General features: G+C 71.3%; 18 protein-coding genes. 8 read left to right on the plus strand and 10 right to left on the minus strand.

Features of this window, described 5'->3' with window-relative positions; genetic code table 11:
• The first annotated feature begins 11 nt into the window (after positions 1-11).
• A complete protein-coding gene (meaB, locus tag ACIO3O_RS22265; RefSeq protein WP_401748427.1) occupies positions 12-1004 on the plus strand; it encodes a methylmalonyl Co-A mutase-associated GTPase MeaB in 993 nt (330 codons plus the stop codon).
• Between the two features lie 150 nt (positions 1005-1154).
• Positions 1155-2177: a phytase gene (locus ACIO3O_RS22270; protein ID WP_401748429.1), complete on the plus strand. Its 1023-nt coding sequence runs from the start codon at positions 1155-1157 to the stop codon at positions 2175-2177.
• Positions 2178-2215: 38 nt separating this feature from the next.
• Here the strand turns inward: ACIO3O_RS22270 and ACIO3O_RS22275 are convergent, their stop codons facing one another.
• The 5 genes from ACIO3O_RS22275 to ACIO3O_RS22295 form a co-directional block, all read right to left on the minus strand.
• Positions 2216-2770, minus strand: coding sequence for a YciI family protein (locus ACIO3O_RS22275; protein ID WP_401748431.1), 555 nt, complete (start codon positions 2768-2770; stop codon positions 2216-2218).
• Positions 2771-2810: 40 nt separating this feature from the next.
• Complete coding sequence (locus ACIO3O_RS22280) at positions 2811-3764, minus strand: anti-sigma factor RsbA family regulatory protein (protein WP_401748433.1); 954 nt, start codon at positions 3762-3764, stop codon at positions 2811-2813.
• The gene (locus ACIO3O_RS22285) at positions 3761-4633 is read right to left on the minus strand and encodes an MEDS domain-containing protein (RefSeq protein ID WP_401748435.1); all 873 of its coding nucleotides are present in this window, start codon (positions 4631-4633) and stop codon (positions 3761-3763) included. The genes ACIO3O_RS22280 and ACIO3O_RS22285 overlap by 4 nt, the downstream gene beginning before the upstream one ends.
• 76 nt (positions 4634-4709) lie before the next feature.
• Positions 4710-5573 (minus strand): helix-turn-helix domain-containing protein, encoded by an 864-nt coding sequence (locus ACIO3O_RS22290; protein ID WP_401748437.1) that lies wholly within the window; start codon positions 5571-5573, stop codon positions 4710-4712.
• A 9-nt stretch (positions 5574-5582) separates the two neighbouring features.
• Positions 5583-6416 carry an alpha/beta fold hydrolase gene (locus ACIO3O_RS22295; protein ID WP_401748439.1) on the minus strand — a complete coding sequence of 278 codons (834 nt, stop codon included), beginning with the start codon at positions 6414-6416 and terminating at the stop codon, positions 5583-5585.
• 243 nt (positions 6417-6659) lie between these two features.
• Here ACIO3O_RS22295 and ACIO3O_RS22300 point away from each other — a divergent pair, with 243 nt between their 5' ends.
• The 5 genes from ACIO3O_RS22300 (at position 6660) to ACIO3O_RS22320 (ending at position 11448) form a co-directional block, all read left to right on the plus strand.
• Positions 6660-7166, plus strand: coding sequence for a hypothetical protein (locus ACIO3O_RS22300; protein ID WP_401748441.1), 507 nt, complete (start codon positions 6660-6662; stop codon positions 7164-7166).
• 94 nt (positions 7167-7260) lie between these two features.
• Complete coding sequence (locus ACIO3O_RS22305) at positions 7261-8115, plus strand: DUF4097 family beta strand repeat-containing protein (RefSeq protein ID WP_401748443.1); 855 nt, start codon at positions 7261-7263, stop codon at positions 8113-8115.
• 115 nt (positions 8116-8230) lie between these two features.
• Positions 8231-9217, plus strand: coding sequence for an ATP-binding cassette domain-containing protein (locus ACIO3O_RS22310; protein WP_401748444.1), 987 nt, complete (start codon positions 8231-8233; stop codon positions 9215-9217).
• Complete coding sequence (locus ACIO3O_RS22315) at positions 9214-10005, plus strand: ABC transporter permease (protein ID WP_401748446.1); 792 nt, start codon at positions 9214-9216, stop codon at positions 10003-10005. Before ACIO3O_RS22310 ends, ACIO3O_RS22315 begins: the two co-directional genes overlap by 4 nt.
• A 249-nt stretch (positions 10006-10254) precedes the next feature.
• The gene (locus tag ACIO3O_RS22320) at positions 10255-11448 is read left to right on the plus strand and encodes a cytochrome P450 (protein WP_401748448.1); all 1194 of its coding nucleotides are present in this window, start codon (positions 10255-10257) and stop codon (positions 11446-11448) included.
• A 67-nt stretch (positions 11449-11515) separates the two neighbouring features.
• On the opposite strand, the gene ACIO3O_RS22325 is transcribed toward ACIO3O_RS22320, so the two are convergent.
• The 5 genes from ACIO3O_RS22325 to ACIO3O_RS22345 form a co-directional block, all read right to left on the minus strand.
• A complete protein-coding gene (locus tag ACIO3O_RS22325; protein WP_401748450.1) occupies positions 11516-12250 on the minus strand; it encodes a potassium-transporting ATPase subunit C in 735 nt (244 codons plus the stop codon).
• A 5-nt stretch (positions 12251-12255) separates the two neighbouring features.
• Positions 12256-14358, minus strand: coding sequence for a potassium-transporting ATPase subunit KdpB (kdpB, locus tag ACIO3O_RS22330; protein WP_401748452.1), 2103 nt, complete (start codon positions 14356-14358; stop codon positions 12256-12258).
• Positions 14355-16019, minus strand: coding sequence for a potassium-transporting ATPase subunit KdpA (gene kdpA, locus ACIO3O_RS22335; protein WP_401748454.1), 1665 nt, complete (start codon positions 16017-16019; stop codon positions 14355-14357). Before kdpA ends, kdpB begins: the two co-directional genes overlap by 4 nt.
• A gap of 7 nt (positions 16020-16026) precedes the next feature.
• Positions 16027-16116 (minus strand): K(+)-transporting ATPase subunit F, encoded by a 90-nt coding sequence (kdpF, locus tag ACIO3O_RS22340; protein WP_365409864.1) that lies wholly within the window; start codon positions 16114-16116, stop codon positions 16027-16029.
• 260 nt (positions 16117-16376) lie between these two features.
• Positions 16377-17801: a short-chain fatty acyl-CoA regulator family protein gene (locus ACIO3O_RS22345; RefSeq protein WP_401748456.1), complete on the minus strand. Its 1425-nt coding sequence runs from the start codon at positions 17799-17801 to the stop codon at positions 16377-16379.
• Between the two features lie 273 nt (positions 17802-18074).
• Here ACIO3O_RS22345 and aceA point away from each other — a divergent pair, with 273 nt between their 5' ends.
• Positions 18075-19364 (plus strand): isocitrate lyase, encoded by a 1290-nt coding sequence (gene aceA / locus ACIO3O_RS22350; RefSeq protein WP_401748458.1) that lies wholly within the window; start codon positions 18075-18077, stop codon positions 19362-19364.
• The last annotated feature ends 148 nt before the right edge of the window (positions 19365-19512 follow it).

Raw genomic sequence — 19512 nt, forward strand, 5'->3', positions numbered from 1 at the left:
CGGAGAACCGTATGCCCCCGAAGATCGACATCGAGGCGTACGCCAAGGGCGTGCTCGACGGGAAGCGGGCCTTCGTCGCCCGTGCCATCACCCTCGTCGAGTCGTCGCGCCCCGACCACCGGGTGCTCGCCCAGCAGTTGCTGACCGAGCTGCTGCCGCACTCGGGTGCGGCGCGCCGCATCGGCATCAGCGGGGTGCCCGGTGTCGGCAAGTCGACCTTCATCGACGCGTTCGGCACCATGCTGACGGGGCTCGGGCACCGGGTCGCGGTGCTTGCCGTGGACCCCTCCTCCAGCCGCACCGGCGGCTCCATCCTGGGCGACAAGACCCGGATGGAGCGCCTGGCCGTCGACCCCGCCGCCTATGTCCGCCCGTCCCCCTCGGCGGGCACGCTGGGCGGTGTGGCGCGGGCGACGCGCGAGGCGATGGTGGTCGTGGAGGCCGCGGGGTACGACGTCGTGCTCGTGGAGACGGTGGGCGTCGGGCAGTCGGAGACGACCGTGGCGCAGATGGTCGACACCTTCCTGCTGCTGACCCTGGCGCGTACGGGCGACCAGCTCCAGGGCATCAAGAAGGGCGTCCTGGAGCTCGCGGACGTCGTCGCCGTGAACAAGGCGGACGGCCCGCACGAGCGTGACGCGCGGTCCGCCGCACGGGAGTTGGCGGGTGCGCTGCGCCTGATGCACCCGGCGGACGCCGCCTGGACTCCCCCGGTGCTCAGTTGCAGCGCCCGCGAGTCGGCGGGGCTCGACACGGTGTGGGACCGGCTGGAGCAGCACCGCACCCTCCTCGATTCGACGGGCCGCCTGGCCGCCAAGCGAGCCGACCAGCAGGTCGACTGGGCGTGGTCGATGGTCCGCGACGAACTCCTGGGCCGGCTGCGCTCGCACCCGGGCGTGCGCCAGGTGACCCCCGGGGTCGAACAGGCCCTGCGCGACGGCGAGTTGACGGCGACGCTGGCGGCGGAAAGGATCCTGAAGGCCTTCGGCGACCGCCTCGCATAACCCCGGACCCGCACGCCCGATTCAGGGCATGTTCACGTCATGCTCACCGGAAGGCCCTGGCCCCGGCAGGTGATCTTCCGGGATGCTCCCTCACGCATGTGCTCCGACCCGCCCCACAGCGTCGCTTCACAGAATCGAAGGGAAACCCCGGTGTCCTTCACCGTGTCACTGCGTACGGCCGCCCTGCCCGCGGCCGTCGCCGCCGCCCTGCTCCTGCCGACCGCCCCCGCACAGGCGGCGGTCGCCGGCTCCGTCACCGCGACCGTGGAGAGCACTCCCGTGTCGCACAGCGGTGACGCGGCCGACGACCCGGCGATCTGGGTGCACCCGTCGGACCCGGCGAAGTCGGTGGTCGTCGCGACGGACAAGAAGGGCGCGCTGGAGGTGTACGACATGGCCGGGGCCCGCATCCAGCGGATCGACGGCGACCACGGCAACAACGTCGACCTGCGCGGGAACATCGTCGTCTCGGCGGACGACGAGGCGGCGGGCGGCTCCCTGCACGTCTACCGCATCGACCCGGCGACCCGGAAGCTGACGTTGCTCAAGGACGTCCCGACCGAGGTCACCGCGCACGGCCTCTGCCTCTACACCTCGCGGACCTCCGGCAAGCTGTACGCCTTCCCGAACTCCACCTCCGGGCGCGTCGAGCAGTGGGAACTCGCCGTCAGCGGGAACACGGTGAAGGCGACCTCGGTGCGGCTCTGGGACGCCGGGTCGGCCGTCGAGGGCTGCTATGCCGACGACAGCACCGGCAAGCTCTACCTCGGCGAGGAGGACGTCGGCGTCTGGACGTACGGCGCCGAACCCACCGCCGGAACGGCGCGTACGAAACTCGACTCGACGGGTTCCGGCGGCCACCTGACGGCCGACGTCGAGGGCATCACCGCGGCCGGCAACCGTATCTACGTCTCCTCGCAGGGGAGCAACGACTTCACCGTGTACGACCGCGCCTCGCACGCCTACCTGGGCCGGTTCGCCGTCGCGAACGGCACGGCCGCCGACGACTGCGAGGACACCGACGGCATCGACGCCTCGGCCGCCAACCTCGGCCCGGCCTTCCCGCAGGGCGTCTTCGTCTGCCAGGACGGCTCCAACGGCGCGCCCGGCACCAGCGGCAACCAGAACTTCAAGTTCGTCCCGCTCCAGCGCATCACGGCGCTCTTCGGCTGAGCCGGGCGGGGCCCCGGGACGCCCCCCGGGGCCCCTGCTCAGCGCCGCCCGCCGCACTGCCAGCGGTGCACCTCGATCTCGGCGTAGCCGTCCGCGGTCAGGACGGCGCGCGCGGCCTGCGCGTCCGGCGCCCGGACCAGGGCGGCCGTGCCCAGCCACGTCCCGCCGTCGTCCGACAGAAGGGGCCCGTACGCGATCAGGTGGTCCCGGTCGGACGGCGGATCCAGGTCGACGGCCTCGCCGCCACCGAGCCCGAGCACGAAGTACCGGTCGCCGTCGTCGTCCAGCCCGCCCGGGAACTCCCACATGGTGCGACCCAGTTCATTGCGCCAGCGCCGCAGCATCACGTCCCGGTAGGCGCCCGCCTGGTAACAGGGCTCGTCGAAGGCAAAGGCACGAGCGGCCGCCGGGTCCGGCAGGTCGACGATGTGCACGCTGCCGACGAGCGTCTCGTCCGCGTCGTCGGTGAACACCGGTCCGCGGGCTATGAGTTCCTTCGCGTACGTGTCCATGTACGACCAGTGGTCCTCCAGCAGCGCCTCGCGCAGCGGCAGCGAATCCGTACGGTCCCGGTGGTAGCAGAAGAATTCCATGTCCCCATGATCACGTGCGGGGCACGAGCAGGGGCCCGCTTCAGGAAATGCGCAGGTGCAGCCGGAGCACCAGGCCCCGCTCCGTCGCCCGGATCTCCAGCAGGTCGCACAGCTGGTGCATGATCCACACGCCCCGGCCGCCGTTCGCGGCGAACGGGTCGGGGCGGCGGCGCCCCGTCAGCGGGTCGGTGAACCGCCCCCGGTCGCTGATCTCGGCGATCGCCGCACCGCCGTCGCTCCACATCCGCAGCAGGCCGCTGCCGCCGCCGTGCCGCACCGAGTTGCTGAGCCCCTCGCCGACGGCCAGCAGCCAGTCGGCCCGTCGGGTGTACGTGAAGCCCTCGGCCCGCGCCCAGGCGTCGGCCGCGTCGCGGGCCCGGGCCAGCGCGTCCAGGTCGAAGGCGACGGAGACCGCGTCCCGGGGTTCGGGCAGCGGGAGGTCGCAGTCGCGGCAGACCTCGTGCGGGTCGCTGTAGCGGGTGCTGACCCGGTAGGGCTCGGGGCCGCCGACGACGGGGTGCGTACGGTGCGCCTGGGCCAGTACGTCGCCGGGCAGCGCGGTGTCGTACGGGCACAGGATGTCGACCTCGCGGCCCGCGAAGGCCAGGTTGATCAGCGCTTCGTGGCGGGTGGCCTCCAGGGCCTCGGCCGGGGTGCGGCCGACCCAGATCGGTTCGCCGACGATCGACACCCGGCGTCCGTCGGTGCGGTCGGCGAAGTCCTGGAGCAGCGACAGGATGCGCCCGGGGTTGCGCCCGGCGCTGGTCATGTCCGCCCAGGTGACGTCCGTTGCCGCCGCGCCGAGGAAGCCCCGCAGCAGCGTCAGGTGGGGGCCGGGCACGGCCACCAGCACGGGCTGCCCGTCGGCGAGGGCGTCGCGGACGAAGCCGCCGACGCCGTCGAGGTAGGCGTCCGGGCCGGTGTAGAAGAGGGCCGGGTGGAAGAAGGGGGCCCGGCGGCCGGGGGCGGCGGCCACATGGGAGTGCGTGGTCATCGGGCGACGACCTCCATCGTGGAGCCGAGCTCCGGGAACAGGTCGAGGAGCCGCCGCACGGTCGGCGGGGCCTCCGTGATCCGCAGGAGGGTGCTGCCCGGCCGGTGGGCGGCCGCCCGGGCGAGGGTGACCAGGGACGCGGCGTCGAGGTGGTGCAGGGCGGAGAGGTCCAGGTCGAGCCGGGGGTGCGGGGTGCGGGTGAGGGCGGCGGCAGCGGCGGCGACGATGCGCCGGGTGTCGTGGCCCGCCGCGCCGCCCAGCCGGAAGCCGGGGGCGTCGGCCAGCGGGGCCACCCGCAGGGTGGGGGCGGCGACGGGATCGCCCCGGTGGGTCAGATGGGCGCCCGCCAGCACCTTGAGCCGTTCCCGGGACATCAGGCGCCGGTCGTACAAGCACCATCCGGTCAGGGGGAGTTGCTCGAAGACCTCGTGGTGGATGCGCAGTTCGTACTCCAGCATGCGGTCGGCGTCTCCCGTGTCCCGCTCGGCCCAGGACATCTCGCCGACGACCCGCAGGCCCCGGTAGCCGTCCGCGAAGGCCGTGTCGACGGCGGCGTGCCACTGGCCGATCAGCGCGTCCGGGTCGAACGCCGCGTCGACGCGGTACCCCGTGGACACGCTCTCCACGGTCAACTGGCCGCTGCGCCGGGCCCCTTCGGCGTCGATGCCCGCAGCGTCGAGCGTGCGCAGCACGTGGGCGGGATCGGTGGCGTACGCGAAGTACCGCATCGCCTCGTGCTCGGCCAGCCCGTCCCGGACGAACGTGCACAGGTGCTCGGCCCACTGCCGGTCGTCGGAGTAGACGATGCTGGAGTGCCGCCCCACCGCGGTCTCCGCGGGGGGCCCGACCGTCTGTGCCGTTCTCGCCACGCTGTACGTCCCCTGCCCGGCGTTCCCTGCCTGTCCTCCCCCATCAAAACACAGTGCCCGCACCGCCGTTGGCCCTTCAGCTCCGGCCCGTCCGGCGGGGCCACGCGACGTCGTCGACGGCCAGCCACGGCGCCGACGCCACCGCCGTGGGCGTCCGTCCGGTGAACTCCCGTACTTCGCGGTGCAGATGGGACTGGTCGGCGTACCCGCTGCCGAGGGCGACGTCGGCGGGCGGGAGGCCTGCCGCGAGGAGGTGTGCGGCGTGGTCGAAGCGCACGAGGCGGGCGGCACGCTTGGGGGTGATGCCGAGCTGGGAGCCGAAACGGGCCGAGAGGCGCTTGCGGCTCCAGCCCGTCTCGTACGCCAGGGACTCGACGCGTACGCGCCCCCGCCCGGCGAGGGTGCGCCGCCAGGTGTGCGCGACCTCGGGGTCGACCGGCGGCCGCCGTTCCCGGCGTTCCTCGATCAGGCGGCCGAGCAGGTCGCCCGCGACGGCGAAACGCGCGTCCCAGGACGCGGCGTCGCGCAACCGTTCCTCGGCCTGTTCGGCGGCGCTCCGGCCCCAGACGTCCGCGAGGGCGGCCATCCCTCCCACGAGTTCGGCCGTCGGGCCGAACGCCGCGGCCGCCGCGACGGGCCCGAGCCGGATCTGGAGGCAGGCGCCGACCGTACCGCCCGCCCTCAGCTCGCCGGGCAGGAGGCCGACGACGGCACTGCCCCGCCCGGACCGGCCGGCGGCCCGGCAGACGAGCCGGTCACCGCCGCCCAGGTCGAACAGCAGGGTGACGGAGGGGTGCGCCACCATGGCGATCTCCACGGACGCGGGGGCGGCGGAGACGCGTTGCTCGAATCCGGCCATGACGACATCGGGCAGTCGGGCCGCCCGTGGGACCGCGATGTTCACCGCCGTCCAGTCGATGGACTCCGCCTGCTGCACCATGCGTGCAGACTAGGCCTGTTGACGCTGTTCGGGCGGGGCGTCGGCAGCCCGCTGTGCGAACTCCAGCAGCAGGCGGGCGGTTTCCTCGGGCGCTTCCCACAGGGGTACGTGGCCCACGCCCGCCAGCAGGTCGACGCGCGCGTGCGCGACGGTGTCGTACAGGTGCGCCGACGCCGGTTCCCAGCGCGGATCGGCGGCGCCGAAGACGACCCGCACGGGGACATCGAGGGCGGCGAGGCGATCGGGGACGCCGCGTTCGGCGAGGTAGGCGTCGTAGCCGCGCAACATCCGGCGGAATCCTCGGTACGTGGTGTGCTTCAGGTCGGCGACCACCTCGTCCGGCACCTGCACCGGCCGGGCGAGCGTCGCGGCGAGCCCCTTGCGCACCATCGACGGCGACCGCACCGCCCACACGAGCGGCCCGAACGGCGGCCCGGTCAGGGCCCGTACGATCGCGGGCTGCGCGAGCAGCGCCTCGGGGCGCGGCCCGGTGCTGATCAGCACGAGGGCCCGCACGAGGTCGGGGCGGCGTTCGGCGAGGGCAGTGGCGACATAGCCTCCGCTGGAGTGCCCTGCCACGGTGAGCGACCGCAGCCCGAGGCCGTCGAGCACCGCCGCGACCCGGTCCGCCTGGGCGGGGACGTCGTAGGTCGGCGGGGGCGGCGACTGGCCGCTGCCGGGGAGGTCGACCCGTACGACGTGGTGCTGTGCGGCGAGCGCCGCAAGCATGGGCTGCCAGGAGGCGCCGGACGCGCCCGATCCGTGGATCAGCAGCAGGGGCGGCCCTTGCGGCGGGCCGTCGTGGAGCACGCGGATGCCGTTCGCGGCGTCGTATTCGCTCATGCCCACGAGGGTGCGCCGCGCTCCCCGCAGCCGTCTTGTACGAATGTCGCGGCTTCTGCGCCACGGGTGGCACCACAGGTGCCGTGATGACGCCACCACGGACACCCCTCCGGCGACCACGCTCGCTTCACCGCACTCACGCATGCCGTATCAGTGCAGGTCACAGCCCTGGAGGTGGCGAGTTTCCGGGATTTCTCACGCGACCACTTGCCCATGACGCCAAAGTGGTGCCATGATGACGCCATGGACCTCACCCCGTACGTCGAAACCCTTCGCCGCGAGCTCGCGGTGGCCGCCGAGACCGGTGGCGCCGAGGCCCGCGCGATGGCGGAGAAGCTCGTCGCCCCCCTCGACGCGGCGGCCCGGCTGACGATGCTGCACGTCCTGTCGGCCGCCGCCAACGAGATCACCCGCGAGCTCGCCCCCGGATCGGTCGACGTACGAATGCGGGGGTACGACCCCGACTTCGTGGTGACGCTGCCGCCCGCCGACAGCGGCGCCCCGATGAGCCCGACCACGCCGTACGACAGCACCGCACCCGGTGGCGACGACGGCAGCACCGCCCGCGTCAACCTGCGCCTCCCGGCGCACCTGAAGACCCGCACGGAGGAGGCCGCCGCCCGCTCGGGCCTGTCGCTCAACGCGTGGCTCGTGCGCGCCACCGCCGGCGCGCTCGACGCCGAGGCCCGGCCGCGCACGGCGGAGAAGATCCCCTCCATGGGCAACAGCTTCACGGGCTGGGCGCTCTAGCCCACCACCCGCAGTACCCGGCACCACGTGGCGCCGACTGACACCATCCGGCACCACCCAGGACGCTCCCACCACCTCAGAGGACGGAACAGCCATGCCCACCTTCGACACTCCCGGACCGATCTCGACCACGGCACGCGTGGAGGCCGGTTCCCTCCAGTTCACGGCGACCGACCGCACGGACACCGTCGTCGTCGTGGCGCCCCGCAACACGAAGAAGGACCTGGACGTACGGGCCGCCGAGCAGACGGAGGTGTCCTTCGCGAACGGCGTGCTGACGGTCAGGACGCCCAAGCCCAACCTGCTCGGCCTGAGCATCGGCCGCGTCGGCACGGTGGACGTGACGGTCGAACTGCCCACGGGGTCACGTGTCGACATGACCGGTTCCTGGACCCAGGTCCTCGCGGAGGGGCGGCTCGGCGAGGTGCGGGTGAAGACCTCGTCCGGCGACGTCCGCTTCGACGAGACGGGGCCGCTGGACCTGGTCTCCTCGCACGGTTCGATCACCGTGGACCGGGTCACCGGCCGGGCCGAGCTGACCACGAGCTCGGGCAGCGTGCGCATCGGCCACGTCGACGGCCCGGTCACCGTCAAGAACTCGCACGGCACCACCACGGTGGGCACCGTGACCGGTGAGCTGCGGGTGCGCAACGCGCTCGGGGACATCGACGTGACCCGCGCCGAGGAGTCGGTCACCGCGGTCACCGCCCACGGCACGCTGCGGATCGCCGAAGTGGCCCGCGGCACCGTGCAGTTGGAGACGAACCACGGGGCCATCGAGGTCGGCGTCCGCGAGGGCACCGCCACCTGGCTGGACGTCGACGCGGGCACCGGCCAGGTGCACAACGCACTCGCCTCGTCCGAGCCGCCGACGGGGTCCGAGGAGACGGTCAAGGTCCGCGCCCGCACCAAGTTCGGCAACATCACCGTCCGCCGCGCCAAGGCCTGACCCCACCACCTCCACCACCTTCACCCCCGCCGCACGCGGCCCCCGGGCCCCGCCCGGGGCCCCTCCCACCCCAGAGCCCGCCACCAGAACGGGATTCCCCATGCGTTCATCTGACATGCCCACATCACTTCAGGGCGCCACCGCCAACGCCGCCGCCATCTCCGCCACCGGTCTGCGCAAGTCGTACGGCGACAAGACCGTCCTCGACGGCATCGACCTGCACATCCCCGCAGGCACCGTCTTCGCCCTGCTCGGGCCGAACGGCGCGGGCAAGACCACCGCCGTGAAGATCCTCTCCACCCTCATCGGCGCGGACGGCGGCCGCGCCGAGGTGGCGGGCCACGACATCTCCGCCGCACCGCAGGCCGTGCGTGCCGCGATCGGCGTCACCGGACAGTTCTCCGCCGTGGACGGACTGATCACCGGCGAGGAGAACATGCTGCTCATGGCGGACCTGCACCGGCTGTCCCGCCGCGAGGGCCGCAGGGTCACTGCCGAACTCCTGGAGCGCTTCGACCTGGTGGACGCCGCGAAGAAGCCCGCCCAGAGTTACTCCGGCGGCATGAAGCGCCGCCTGGACATCGCCATGACCCTGGTGGGCGACCCGCGCATCATCTTCCTGGACGAGCCGACCACCGGTCTCGACCCGCGCAGCCGCCACCGCACCTGGCAGATCGTGCGCGAACTGGTCCAGGGCGGTGTCACCGTCTTCCTCACCACCCAGTACCTCGAAGAGGCCGACGAACTGGCCGACCGCATCGCCGTTCTCAACAACGGCAAGATCGCCGCCGAAGGCACCGCCGACGAGCTGAAGCGCATGATCCCCGGCGGGCACATCAGGCTCCGCTTCACCGACCCGGCCGCGTACCGGTCGGCGGCCGGCGCCCTGGCGGAGGCCACCCGGAACGACGAGGCGCTCGCGCTCCAGATCCCCAGCGACGGCAGTCAGCGCGAACTGCGGGCCGTCCTGGACTGGCTGGACGCCGCCGGCGTCGCGGCCGACGAGCTGACCGTGCACACCCCCGACCTGGACGACGTCTTCTTCGCCCTGACCGGCAGCACCACCACCGTCCCCCACCAGCCGAAGGAGGCTCTGCGATGAGCTCCCTGTCCCTCGCCGTGCGCGACTCGTCCACGATGCTGCGCCGCAACCTCCTGCACGCCCGCCGCTATCCGTCGCTCACCCTGAACCTGCTGCTGACGCCGGTGATGCTGCTGCTGCTCTTCGTCTACATCTTCGGCGACGCGCTGAGCGCGGGGATCGGCGGCGCCGGGGCGGACCGGGGCGAGTACGTGGCGTACATCGTGCCGGGAATCCTGCTGATGACCATCGGCGGCACCACGATCGGCAGCGCGGTGTCGGTCTCCACGGACATGGCCGAGGGGATCATCGCCCGCTTCCGGACGATGGCGATCCACCGCGGGTCGATCCTCGTCGGGCACGTCGTCGGCAGCGTGCTCCAGTGCGTGCTGAGCGTGGTCGTCGTGGGCGCGGTCGGGGTGGCCATCGGATTCCGCTCCAAGGACGCGACCGTCGTGGAGTGGCTGCTGGCCTTCGCCCTGCTCGTGATGTTCTCCCTGGCGCTCACCTGGATCGCGGTCGGGATGGGCCTGATCAGCCCGAACGCGGAGGCTGCCAGCAACAACGCGATGCCGCTGATCTTCCTGCCGCTGATCTCCAGCACCTTCGTCCCGGTGGACGCGATGCCGGGCTGGTTCCGGCCGATCGCCGAGTACCAGCCCTTCACCCCGGCCATCGAGACCCTGCGCGGGCTGCTGCGCGGCACCGAGATCGGGTACAACGGCTGGCTGGCCGCGGCCTGGTGCCTGGGGCTGGCGGTGCTCGGCTACTTCTGGTCGGCGTCGGTGTTCAACCGCGACCCCAAGTAGGCCCCGGCGCGCAGGGGCGTAGGTGCTCCGGCACTCCGGTGCCGGAGCATCTCCGCATTGCCTCAGCCAGCATCCATTGCAACAAATCATTGCATTCACCTTCAGCGTCATTGCATCAAAATACCGCTGCTGAGCTGCAATTGAGCATCCGATTCCATTGACCGTTCCATGAATGCAACGTAGCTTTCAGCGAACGTTGAACACGTCGGACCGTGCACCGCCATCTGAAGCCCGGAAAGAGGACTGGCCATGAACGCATCCCCGCACACCCTGGCGACACTGCCGACGGAGCGCACGTCCGGCTGCCCCTTCGACCCGCCGAAGGAACTGATCGACGCCCGCGAGCAGGCCCCGCTCAGCCGCATCATGCACCCCGGCGGCGTGCCCGGCTGGATGATCACCGGATACGACCTGGTGAAGTCGGTGCTGGCCGACCCCCGGTTCAGCTCGCGCAAGGAACTGCTGAACGTCGTCGCCGACTTCGAGATCCCCCCGGCGCCGCCCGGCGAGTTCCTGCTGATGGACGACCCGCAGCACTCGCGCTACCGCAAGCCGCTGATCAGCAAGTTCACCGCCCGTCGGATGCGGCTGCTGACCGAGCGGATCGAGCAGATCACCACCGAGTGCCTGGACGCCATGGAGAAGGCGGGCACCTCGGCGGACCTGGTGACGGCGTTCGCCAAGCCCATCCCGACCATCGTGATCTGCGAGCTGCTCGGTGTGCCGTACGACCAGCGCGCGTCCTTCGAGGAGCAGATCGCCCTGTTCATGAACGGGGAGCCCAGCGACGAGGAGCTGCTCGCCGCGTACACCGCGATCCAGCGGTACCTCGCGGAGCTGGTGGTCGCCAAGCGCGCCCACCCCACCGACGACGTGCTCAGCGAGCTGACCGACAGCGACCTGACGGACGAGGAGTTGCAGGGCATCGGCCTGATCCTGCTGGCCGCCGGTCTCGACACGACGGCCAACATGCTGGCCCTGGGCACCTTCGCGCTCCTGCAGCACCCGGAGCAGCTGGCCGCGCTGCGCGCCGACCCCTCGCTCACCGACAAGGCCGTGGAGGAGCTGCTGCGGTACCTGACCGTCGCCAAGACCTTCATGCGGACCGCCACGGAGGACGTCGAACTGGGCGGGCAGCTCATCGAGGCGGGGACGACGGTCCTGCTGTCGTACAACACCGCCGACCGCGACCCCGAGCGCTTCCCCGACCCGCATGCGCTGGACATCCACCGGCAGGCCGCCGGGCACCTGGCCTTCGGTCACGGAGCGCACCTGTGCCTGGGGGCGCAGCTCGCCCGCATCGAGATGCGGGTCGCCTTCCCGGCGCTGCTGGAGCGCTTCCCGACGCTGCGGCTGGCCGTACCGGCGGACGAGGTGGCGCTGCGCCCCGAGGCGGCCGACATCTACGGGGTGAAGAGCCTGCCGATCGCCTGGGACGCGTGACGTACCGCGCACACGCACGGGAGGCGGGCCCCCGCGAAGGGGGCCCGCCTCCCGTGCGTCTACGCCATCACCCCTTGGCCACCAGGGACTTGAGGGCGAGGTTGAGCTGGAGGACGTTGACGCGGGGCTCGCCGAGGAAGCCCAGGGTGCGCCCGTCGGTGTGCTCGGCGACGAGCTGCTCGACGGCCGCGACGTCGAGGTGGTTGCGGGCGGCGACCCGGTGGGTCTGGAGCTTCGCGTACGTCGGCGAGATGTGCGGGTCGAGGCCGGAGCCGGAGGAGGTGACGGCCTCGGCGGGGACGTCGGACGGCTCGACGGTGTGGCCCGGCACCGAGTTGTCCTGGATGACGGCCTGCTGGGCGGAGAGCACCTTGTAGCAGAGGGTGGCCTGCTCGTCCTCGGTCTGGTAGGCGGAGAGCTTGGCCGGGCACTTCCCGTCGACGGCACCGCTGTCGCCGGAGAGGTTGGTGGCGCCGGAGAGGATCAGCTGGTACTGGGTGTTGACGCTGTTGGCGCCCAGCCCGTTGGAGGGGCGGGGCTGGAACCAGCGGAGGTCGGCCTGCGGGGCGTCGTCCGGGTTCTTCTGCGGGAGGTTGTAGGACTGGCCGATCAGCTCGGAGCCGACGACCTTCCCGGTCGTGGGGTCCTTGATCTCGGAGCCGTTGGCCTTGCCCGGGAAGACGGCCTGGGCGATGCCGGTGACGGCGAGCGGGTAGACGACCCCGCACACGAGGGTGAGGACGAGCAGGGCACGCAGGCCCGCCCCGATCAACCGGCCGGTGTTCACTGCGGAGTTGTTCATGACGGTCAGCCGATTCCGGGGATGAGGGAGAGGAGCAGGTCGATGATCTTGATGCCGATGAAGGGGGCGATCAGGCCGCCGAGTCCGTAGACGCCCAGATTGCGGCGCAGCATCCGGTCCGCACTCATCGGCCGGTACTGGACGCCCTTCAGGGCGAGCGGGACCAGCGCGACGATGATCAGCGCGTTGAAGATGACGGCGGAGAGGATCGCGGACTGCGGGGAGGACAGGCCCATGATGTTGAGCTTGTCGAGGCCCGGGTAGACCACCGCGAACATCGCCGGGATGATCGCGAAGTACTTCGCGACGTCGTTGGCGATCGAGAAGGTCGTCAACGCGCCCCGGGTGATGAGGAGTTGCTTGCCGATCTCGACGATCTCGATGAGCTTGGTGGGGTTGGAGTCCAGGTCCACCATGTTCCCGGCCTCCTTGGCGGCCGAGGTGCCGGTGTTCATCGCGACGCCGACGTCGGCCTGGGCGAGGGCCGGGGCGTCGTTGGTGCCGTCGCCGGTCATCGCGACGAGCTTGCCGCCCGCCTGTTCGCGCTTGATGAGGGCCATCTTGTCCTCGGGGGTGGCCTCGGCGAGGAAGTCGTCGACGCCCGCCTCCTCGGCGATGGCCTTGGCGGTCAGCGGGTTGTCGCCCGTGATCATGACCGTCTTGATGCCCATGCGGCGAAGCTCGTCGAAACGTTCCCGCATGCCGTGCTTGACGACGTCCTTGAGGTGGACGACGCCGAGGACGCGGGCGCCGTCAGCGTCTTCCAGAGCCACCAGCAGCGGCGTGCCACCAGCCTGGGAAATCCGGTCGGTGAGTTCCTGCGCGTCGTCTGCGACACGGCCGCCCCGCTCCTTCACCCAGGCCACGACCGATCCGGTCGCCCCCTTGCGCACCTTGCGTCCGTCCACGTCCACGCCCGACATCCGGGACTGCGCCGTGAAGGGCACCCACTCGGCTCCGACCAACTCGCCCTGGTGACGCTCGCGCAGGCCGTACTTCTCCTTGGCGAGTACGACGACGGAGCGGCCCTCGGGGGTCTCGTCGGAGAGGGAGGAGAGCTGCGCCGCGTCGGCCAGCTCGGCCGCGGTCACTCCGCGTACCGGAAGGAACTCGGCCGCCTGCCGGTTGCCCAGCGTGATGGTGCCGGTCTTGTCGAGGAGCAGCGTGGACACGTCACCGGCGGCTTCCACGGCCCGGCCCGACATGGCCAGGACGTTGCGCTGGACCAGGCGGTCCATGCCCGCGATGCCGATCGCGGAGAGCAGGGCGCCGATGGTCGTGGGGATGAGGCAGACCAGCAGGGCGACCAGCACGATCATCGACTGGGCGGCGCCCGCGTAGGTGGCGAACGGCTGGAGCGTGACGACGGCCAGCAGGAAGACGATGGTCAGCGACGCGAGGAGGATGTTGAGGGCGATCTCGTTGGGCGTCTTCTGCCGGGCCGCGCCCTCGACCAGGTTGATCATCCGGTCGATGAAGGTCTCGCCGGGCTTCGTCGTGATCTTGATGACGATGCGGTCGGAGAGAACCTTGGTGCCGCCGGTGACGGCGCACCGGTCGCCGCCCGACTCGCGGATGACGGGGGCCGACTCACCGGTGATGGCCGACTCGTCGACCGAGGCGACGCCTTCCACCACGTCGCCGTCGCCGGGGATGACGTCCCCCGCCTCGCAGACGACCAGGTCGCCGACGCGCAGGTCGGTGCCGGGCACACGCTCCTCGGTCGAGCCGGTCAGCCGGCGGGCGACGGTGTCGGTCTTGGCCTTGCGCAAGGTGTCGGCCTGCGCCTTGCCCCGGCCCTCCGCGACGGCCTCCGCCAGGTTGGCGAAGAGGGTGGTGAGCCAGAGCCAGACGGTGATCGCCCAGCCGAACCAGTCCCCCGGATTCATGATCGCGAAGACGGTCGTCAGCACGGAGCCGATCTCGACCACGAACATCACCGGGGACTTGATCATCACCCGGGGGTCCAGCTTGCGCAGCGCGTCGGGGAAGGACTTCAGCAGCAGCTTGGGGTCGAACAGGCCGGAGCCGACCCGGCCGCCACCGCCCCCGTCGGGGGTGTGTCCGGTGGGGGCCTCGGACTGCGGGGCCACAGTGGTCGTACTCATGACGCGAGCCCTTCGGCGAGCGGTCCCAGCGCGAGCGCGGGGAAGTAGGTGAGACCTGTGATGATCATGATCGTGCCGACCAGCAGGCCTGTGAACAGCGGCTTCTGCGTGCGCAGGGTGCCTGCCGTCTCCGGTACGGGCGTCTGCTCGGCGAGTGAGCCCGCCAGCGCCAGCACGAACACCATCGGCAGGAAGCGGCCCAGCAGCATCGCGATGCCGATGGTCGAGTTGAACCAGGTGGTGTCGGCGCTGAGCCCGCCGAACGCGGAGCCGTTGTTGTTGGCGCCCGAGGTGTAGGCGTACAGGATCTCGGAGAAGCCGTGCGCCCCGGAGTTCAGCATCGAGTCGGCGGGTCCGTCGAGTGCCATCGCGACGGCGGTGAAGCCGAGGACGAGGGCCGGGGTGACGAGGATGTAGCAGGCGGCGAACTTGATCTGCCGGGTACCGATCTTCTTGCCCAGGTACTCGGGCGTGCGGCCGACCATCAGACCGGCGATGAACACCGCGATGATCGCCATGATCAGCATGCCGTACAGGCCCGAGCCGACGCCGCCGGGGGCGATCTCGCCGAGCTGCATGCCCAGCAGGTTGATGCCGCCGCCGAGGCCGGTGTTGGAAGAGTGGAAGGAGTTCACCGCGCCGGTCGAGGTCAGCGTGGTGGCGACCGAGAAGATCGCGGAGCCGCTGATCCCGAAGCGGGTCTCCTTGCCCTCCATCGCCCCGCCGGCCAGGTCGAACGCCGGGCCGTGGTGGGCGGATTCGGTCCACATCATCAGTGCGGTGAAGCCGAGCCAGATCGTCGCCATCGTGGCGAGGATGGCGTACCCCTGCTTCAGCGAGCCGACCATGCGCCCGAAGGTGCGGGTCAGCGCGAAGGGGATGACGAGGATCAGGAAGACCTCGAAGAGGTTGGAGAAGGCGTTGGGGTTCTCGAAGGGGTGGGCGGAGTTGGCGTTGAAGTAGCCGCCGCCGTTCGTCCCGAGCTCCTTGATGACCTCCTGGGAGGCGACCGCGCCGCCGTTCCACTGCTGCGTACCACCGCTGAACTGGCCGACCTCGTGGATGCCGGAGAAGTTCTGGATCGCACCGCACGCGACGAGGACGATCGCGCCGATCACCGAGATCGGGACGAGGATACGGACCGTGCCGCGCACCAGGTCGGCCCAGAAGTTGCCGAGTTCACCGGTGCGGGAGCGGGCGAAGCCCCGTACGAGAGCGGCCGCGACCGCCATGCCGACGGCCGCCGACACGAAGTTCTGCACCGCGAGGCCGCCGGTCTGCACGACGTGGCCCATGGCCTGTTCGCCGTAGTACGACTGCCAGTTGGTGTTCGCCACGAACGAGGCGGCGGTGTTGAACGCCTGGTCCGGGTCGATCGCGGAGAAGCCGAGCGAGCCGGGCAGGCTGCCCTGCACCCGCTGCATCAGGTAGAGGAAGAGGACGCTCACCAGCGAGAAGGCGAGGACGCCGCGCAGGTACGCGGGCCAGCGCATCTCGGTGCTGGGATTGGCGCCTATCGCCTTGTAGATCCACTTCTCCACCCGCAAGTGCTTCGGGGAGGAGTAGACACCGGCCATGTAGTCGCCGAGCGGGCGGTACGCGAGCGCGAGGGCCGCGACGAGTGCGAGGAGCTGGAGCACTCCGGCGAGGACGGGAGACATATCGGGCTCAGAACCTCTCCGGGTACACGAGGGCGAGGATCAGATAGCCCAGCAGGGCGACGGCCACGACCAGGCCGACGATGTTCTCGGCAGTCACAGCTTCGTCACCCCCTTGGCGACGAGTGCCACCAGCGCGAAAACCGCGAGCGTGGTGACGACGAAGGCCAGATCGGCCATCGCAGGCTCCTGGATGCAGTGGGTGAGTAGAGGCAGGTCTCACGACCGGGGCACCCGGCCTGCGCCGTGCGCCCCGAGATGAGAAAACCTCTCTCCCAAGCCCTTCTGACCTGCGTTAACGCTCTCCTGACGCCCGCAGTGCCGCTCTTGACGCGTCCCGTACGGGCCTTGACGCGCCCCTTACGGGGCGGCGCGTCCGGCGGGCGGCACCGGGTAGGGCACGAAGGTGCTGCTGTTCTCGTCGACGGCCAGCGGGCGGTCCAGCGGGGGCACCGCGCGCTGCGGGCAGTCGGTGCGCTCGCACAGGCGGCATCCCATGCCGATGGGGACGGCGGCCGCCGCGTTGGTGAGGTCGAGGCCGTCGGAGTAGACGAGCCGGGAGGCGTGCCGGATCTCGCAGCCGAGGCCGATCGCGTACGTCTTGCCGGGTTCGCCCCAGCCGCCGCGGTGGCGGGTGACGGCGCGGGCGGTCCACAGGTAGCGGCGGCCGTCGGGCATGGCGGCGACCTGGACGTGGATGCGGCCGGGCGCCGTGAAGGCCTCGTACACGTTCCACAGCGGGCAGGTGCCGCCCGCGCGGGAGAAGTGGAAGGCGGTGGCGGACTGCCGCTTGGACATGTTCCCGGCCCGGTCGACGCGCACGAAGGAGAAGGGCACCCCGCGCAGCCTGGGGCGTTGCAGGGTGCTGAGGCGGTGGCAGACGGTTTCGTGGCCGAGGCCGAAGTGGTCGGTGAGGCGTTCGATGTCGTACCGGAATTCCTCGGCGGCCTGGTGGAAGCGGCGGTACGGGAGGATCAGCGCGGCCGCGAAGTGGTTGGCGATGCCGATGCGGGCCAGTGGCCAGGCGGCCGAGCCGGGTTCGAAGTCCTCCGAGGCGAGGGCGGAGATCTCCGCCGTGTTTTCCAGCAGGGCGAGTTGGGTGGCCATCCGGAAGGCGCGCTGGCCGGGGCGCAGCCGGGCGGAGAGGTGCAGGACTCGGCTGCGCGGGTCGAAGCGGTGCAGGTGGGCGGGGTGGGTGCTGTCCTCGGCGAGGCGCACGCCGTGCCGGTCGGCGAGGCGGTCGGTGAGGGCGCGGACGACGTCGCCGGGGCGGATGCCGAGGTCGGCGGCCAGGTCCTCGGCGGCGAGGTCGAGGTCGTGCAGGTAGTTCTGCCGCCGGTAGAAGAACTCGCGGATCTCCTCGTGCGCGGAGCGCGGCTGGGCGGCCGGCTCGGGGCCGCGCCCCTCGGCGGTCTCCGAGAGCCGTTCGGCGAGCTGTTGGTTGCGGCGGCCGAGGTCGACCAGGAGGGTGGCCGCGGCGGGCACCCGGGTGGCGAGGTCGGTGAGGTCGGAGCCGGTGACCCGGCCCGCGGCGACCTCGTCGGCGAGGGCGTCGCGCAGGTCGGCCAGCAGGCGGCTGGTGTCACGCTCGGAGAAGAAGCCGGGGTCGATGCCGAACGCCTCGGTGAGCCGCAGCAGTACGGGGACGGTCAGCGGCCGGGAGTCGTGCTCCATCTGGTTGAGGTAACTGGGCGAGATGGCGAGGACGCGGGCCAACTCGGCCTGGCTCATGCGGCGTTCCTCGCGGAGCCTGCGCAGGCGGGGTCCAGCGTACGTCTTGCTCATCCTGGCTCCTTGCGGCGATCGCGCGTCGAGGGCTGCGCGGCTTCGCAGAGTTGGCAATGCGGCGGGGGAAGATGCGCAGAAGTTAGCAGCAATCCCTGCTTGTTGGCACTGAGTGCCGGTGTCAGAGTCGTCGTGCGGCCCGCCGGGTGACATTGCTTCTGCCGACTCCGACGGCGTCGGCGGGCCGCATCCTTCACCACGCGAAGGCACTTGGTGCCACTACTTCGCATGCTTCACACCGCTGCGACGACACACACGTCTGGGGAGACACACATGGCTACGTGGACAGGGACGCCGGGGACGACCGCCGAGGAGCTCCGGCAGCGCTGGGCGAGCGACCCGCGCTGGCAGGGCGTCGAGCGGACCTACACCGCCGAGGACGTCGTACGGCTCTCCGGCAGCGTCCGGGAGGAGCACACCCTCGCCCGGCGCGGCGCCGAACGGCTGTGGCGCCAGCTCCACGAGCAGGACTTCATCCACGCACTCGGCGCGCTGACCGGCGGCCAGGCCGTCCAGCAGGTCCGGGCCGGGCTCCAGGCGATCTACCTGTCCGGCTGGCAGGTCGCCGCCGATGCCAACCAGGCCGGTCACACCTACCCCGACCAGTCGCTCTACCCGGTCAACTCCGTTCCCCAGGTGGTCCGTCGGATCAACAACGCGCTGCTGCGCGCCGACCAGATCGCGGTGAGCGAGGGCGACACCTCCATCGACTGGCTGGCCCCGGTCGTCGCGGACGCGGAGGCCGGTTTCGGCGGCCCGCTCAACGCCTTCGAGCTGACGAAGGCGATGATCGCCTCGGGTGCGGCGGGCATCCACTACGAGGACCAGCTCGCGTCCGAGAAGAAGTGCGGCCACCTCGGCGGCAAGGTCCTGGTGCCCACCGCCCAGCACATCCGCACCCTCAACGCGGCCCGCCTCGCTGCCGACATCGCCGACGTGCCCACCCTGATCGTCGCCCGCACCGACGCCCTCGCCGCGAACCTCCTGACCAGCGACGTCGACGAACGCGACGCGCGGTTCGTGACGGGCGAGCGCACCGCCGAGGGCTTCTACCGGGTGCGCGGCGGCATGGCTTCGGTGATCGCGCGCGGGCTCGCGTACGCCCCGTACGCGGATCTCCTCTGGGTGGAGACGGGCACGCCGGACCTGGTGCAGGCCCGGGAGTTCGCGGAGGCGATCCACGCCGAGCACCCGGACCAGATGCTCGCGTACAACTGCTCGCCGTCCTTCAACTGGAAGGCGGCGCTGGACGACGACCAGATCGCCAAGTTCCAGCGGGAGTTGGGCGCGATGGGCTACCGCTTCCAGTTCATCACCCTTGCCGGTTTCCACTCCCTCAACCACGGCATGTTCGACCTGGCGCGCGGCTACGCCGAGCACGGGATGACCGCGTACGTGGATCTCCAGGAGCGCGAATTCGCGGCCCAGCAGCACGGGTTCACCGCGGTGAGGCATCAGCGTGAGGTCGGCACCGGGTACTTCGACCAGATCTCGACGGCCGTCAACCCGGCGTCCTCCACGACGGCGCTCGCGGGGTCGACGGAGGAAGAACAGTTCCACTGAGCCGTGCGAGGCCCTGCCGGGGGCTGGGGGGGGGCGCGTCCGGTGCGGGTCCTGCGTCGGGGCCTCGCGTTCGGCGCACGTCACGTGCGGGAGCGTCGTGGCTGATCGCGCAGTTCCCCGCGCCCCTGGAGGGCCTGCTTCGCGGCCC

It is taken from the genome of Streptomyces sp. NPDC087440, assembly GCF_044744005.1.
Classification (GTDB): domain Bacteria; phylum Actinomycetota; class Actinomycetes; order Streptomycetales; family Streptomycetaceae; genus Streptomyces.

Bases quoted from the DNA above. Each gene is read 5' to 3' on its own strand.
- meaB (WP_401748427.1), top strand. From the start codon at position 12: ATGCCCCCGAAGATCGACATCGAGGCGTACGCCAAGGGCGTGCTCGAC.
- ACIO3O_RS22275 (WP_401748431.1), bottom strand. From the start codon at position 2,770: ATGGAATTCTTCTGCTACCACCGGGACCGTACGGATTCGCTGCCGCTG.
- ACIO3O_RS22280 (WP_401748433.1), bottom strand. From the start codon at position 3,764: ATGACCACGCACTCCCATGTGGCCGCCGCCCCCGGCCGCCGGGCCCCC.
- ACIO3O_RS22290 (WP_401748437.1), bottom strand. From the start codon at position 5,573: ATGGTGCAGCAGGCGGAGTCCATCGACTGGACGGCGGTGAACATCGCG.
- ACIO3O_RS22295 (WP_401748439.1), bottom strand. From the start codon at position 6,416: ATGAGCGAATACGACGCCGCGAACGGCATCCGCGTGCTCCACGACGGC.
- ACIO3O_RS22300 (WP_401748441.1), top strand. From the start codon at position 6,660: ATGGACCTCACCCCGTACGTCGAAACCCTTCGCCGCGAGCTCGCGGTG.
- ACIO3O_RS22305 (WP_401748443.1), top strand. From the start codon at position 7,261: ATGCCCACCTTCGACACTCCCGGACCGATCTCGACCACGGCACGCGTG.
- ACIO3O_RS22310 (WP_401748444.1), top strand. From the start codon at position 8,231: ATGCCCACATCACTTCAGGGCGCCACCGCCAACGCCGCCGCCATCTCC.
- ACIO3O_RS22315 (WP_401748446.1), top strand. From the start codon at position 9,214: ATGAGCTCCCTGTCCCTCGCCGTGCGCGACTCGTCCACGATGCTGCGC.
- ACIO3O_RS22320 (WP_401748448.1), top strand. From the start codon at position 10,255: ATGAACGCATCCCCGCACACCCTGGCGACACTGCCGACGGAGCGCACG.
- ACIO3O_RS22325 (WP_401748450.1), bottom strand. From the start codon at position 12,250: ATGAACAACTCCGCAGTGAACACCGGCCGGTTGATCGGGGCGGGCCTG.
- kdpB (WP_401748452.1), bottom strand. From the start codon at position 14,358: ATGAGTACGACCACTGTGGCCCCGCAGTCCGAGGCCCCCACCGGACAC.
- kdpA (WP_401748454.1), bottom strand. From the start codon at position 16,019: ATGTCTCCCGTCCTCGCCGGAGTGCTCCAGCTCCTCGCACTCGTCGCG.
- ACIO3O_RS22345 (WP_401748456.1), bottom strand. From the start codon at position 17,801: ATGAGCAAGACGTACGCTGGACCCCGCCTGCGCAGGCTCCGCGAGGAA.
- aceA (WP_401748458.1), top strand. From the start codon at position 18,075: ATGGCTACGTGGACAGGGACGCCGGGGACGACCGCCGAGGAGCTCCGG.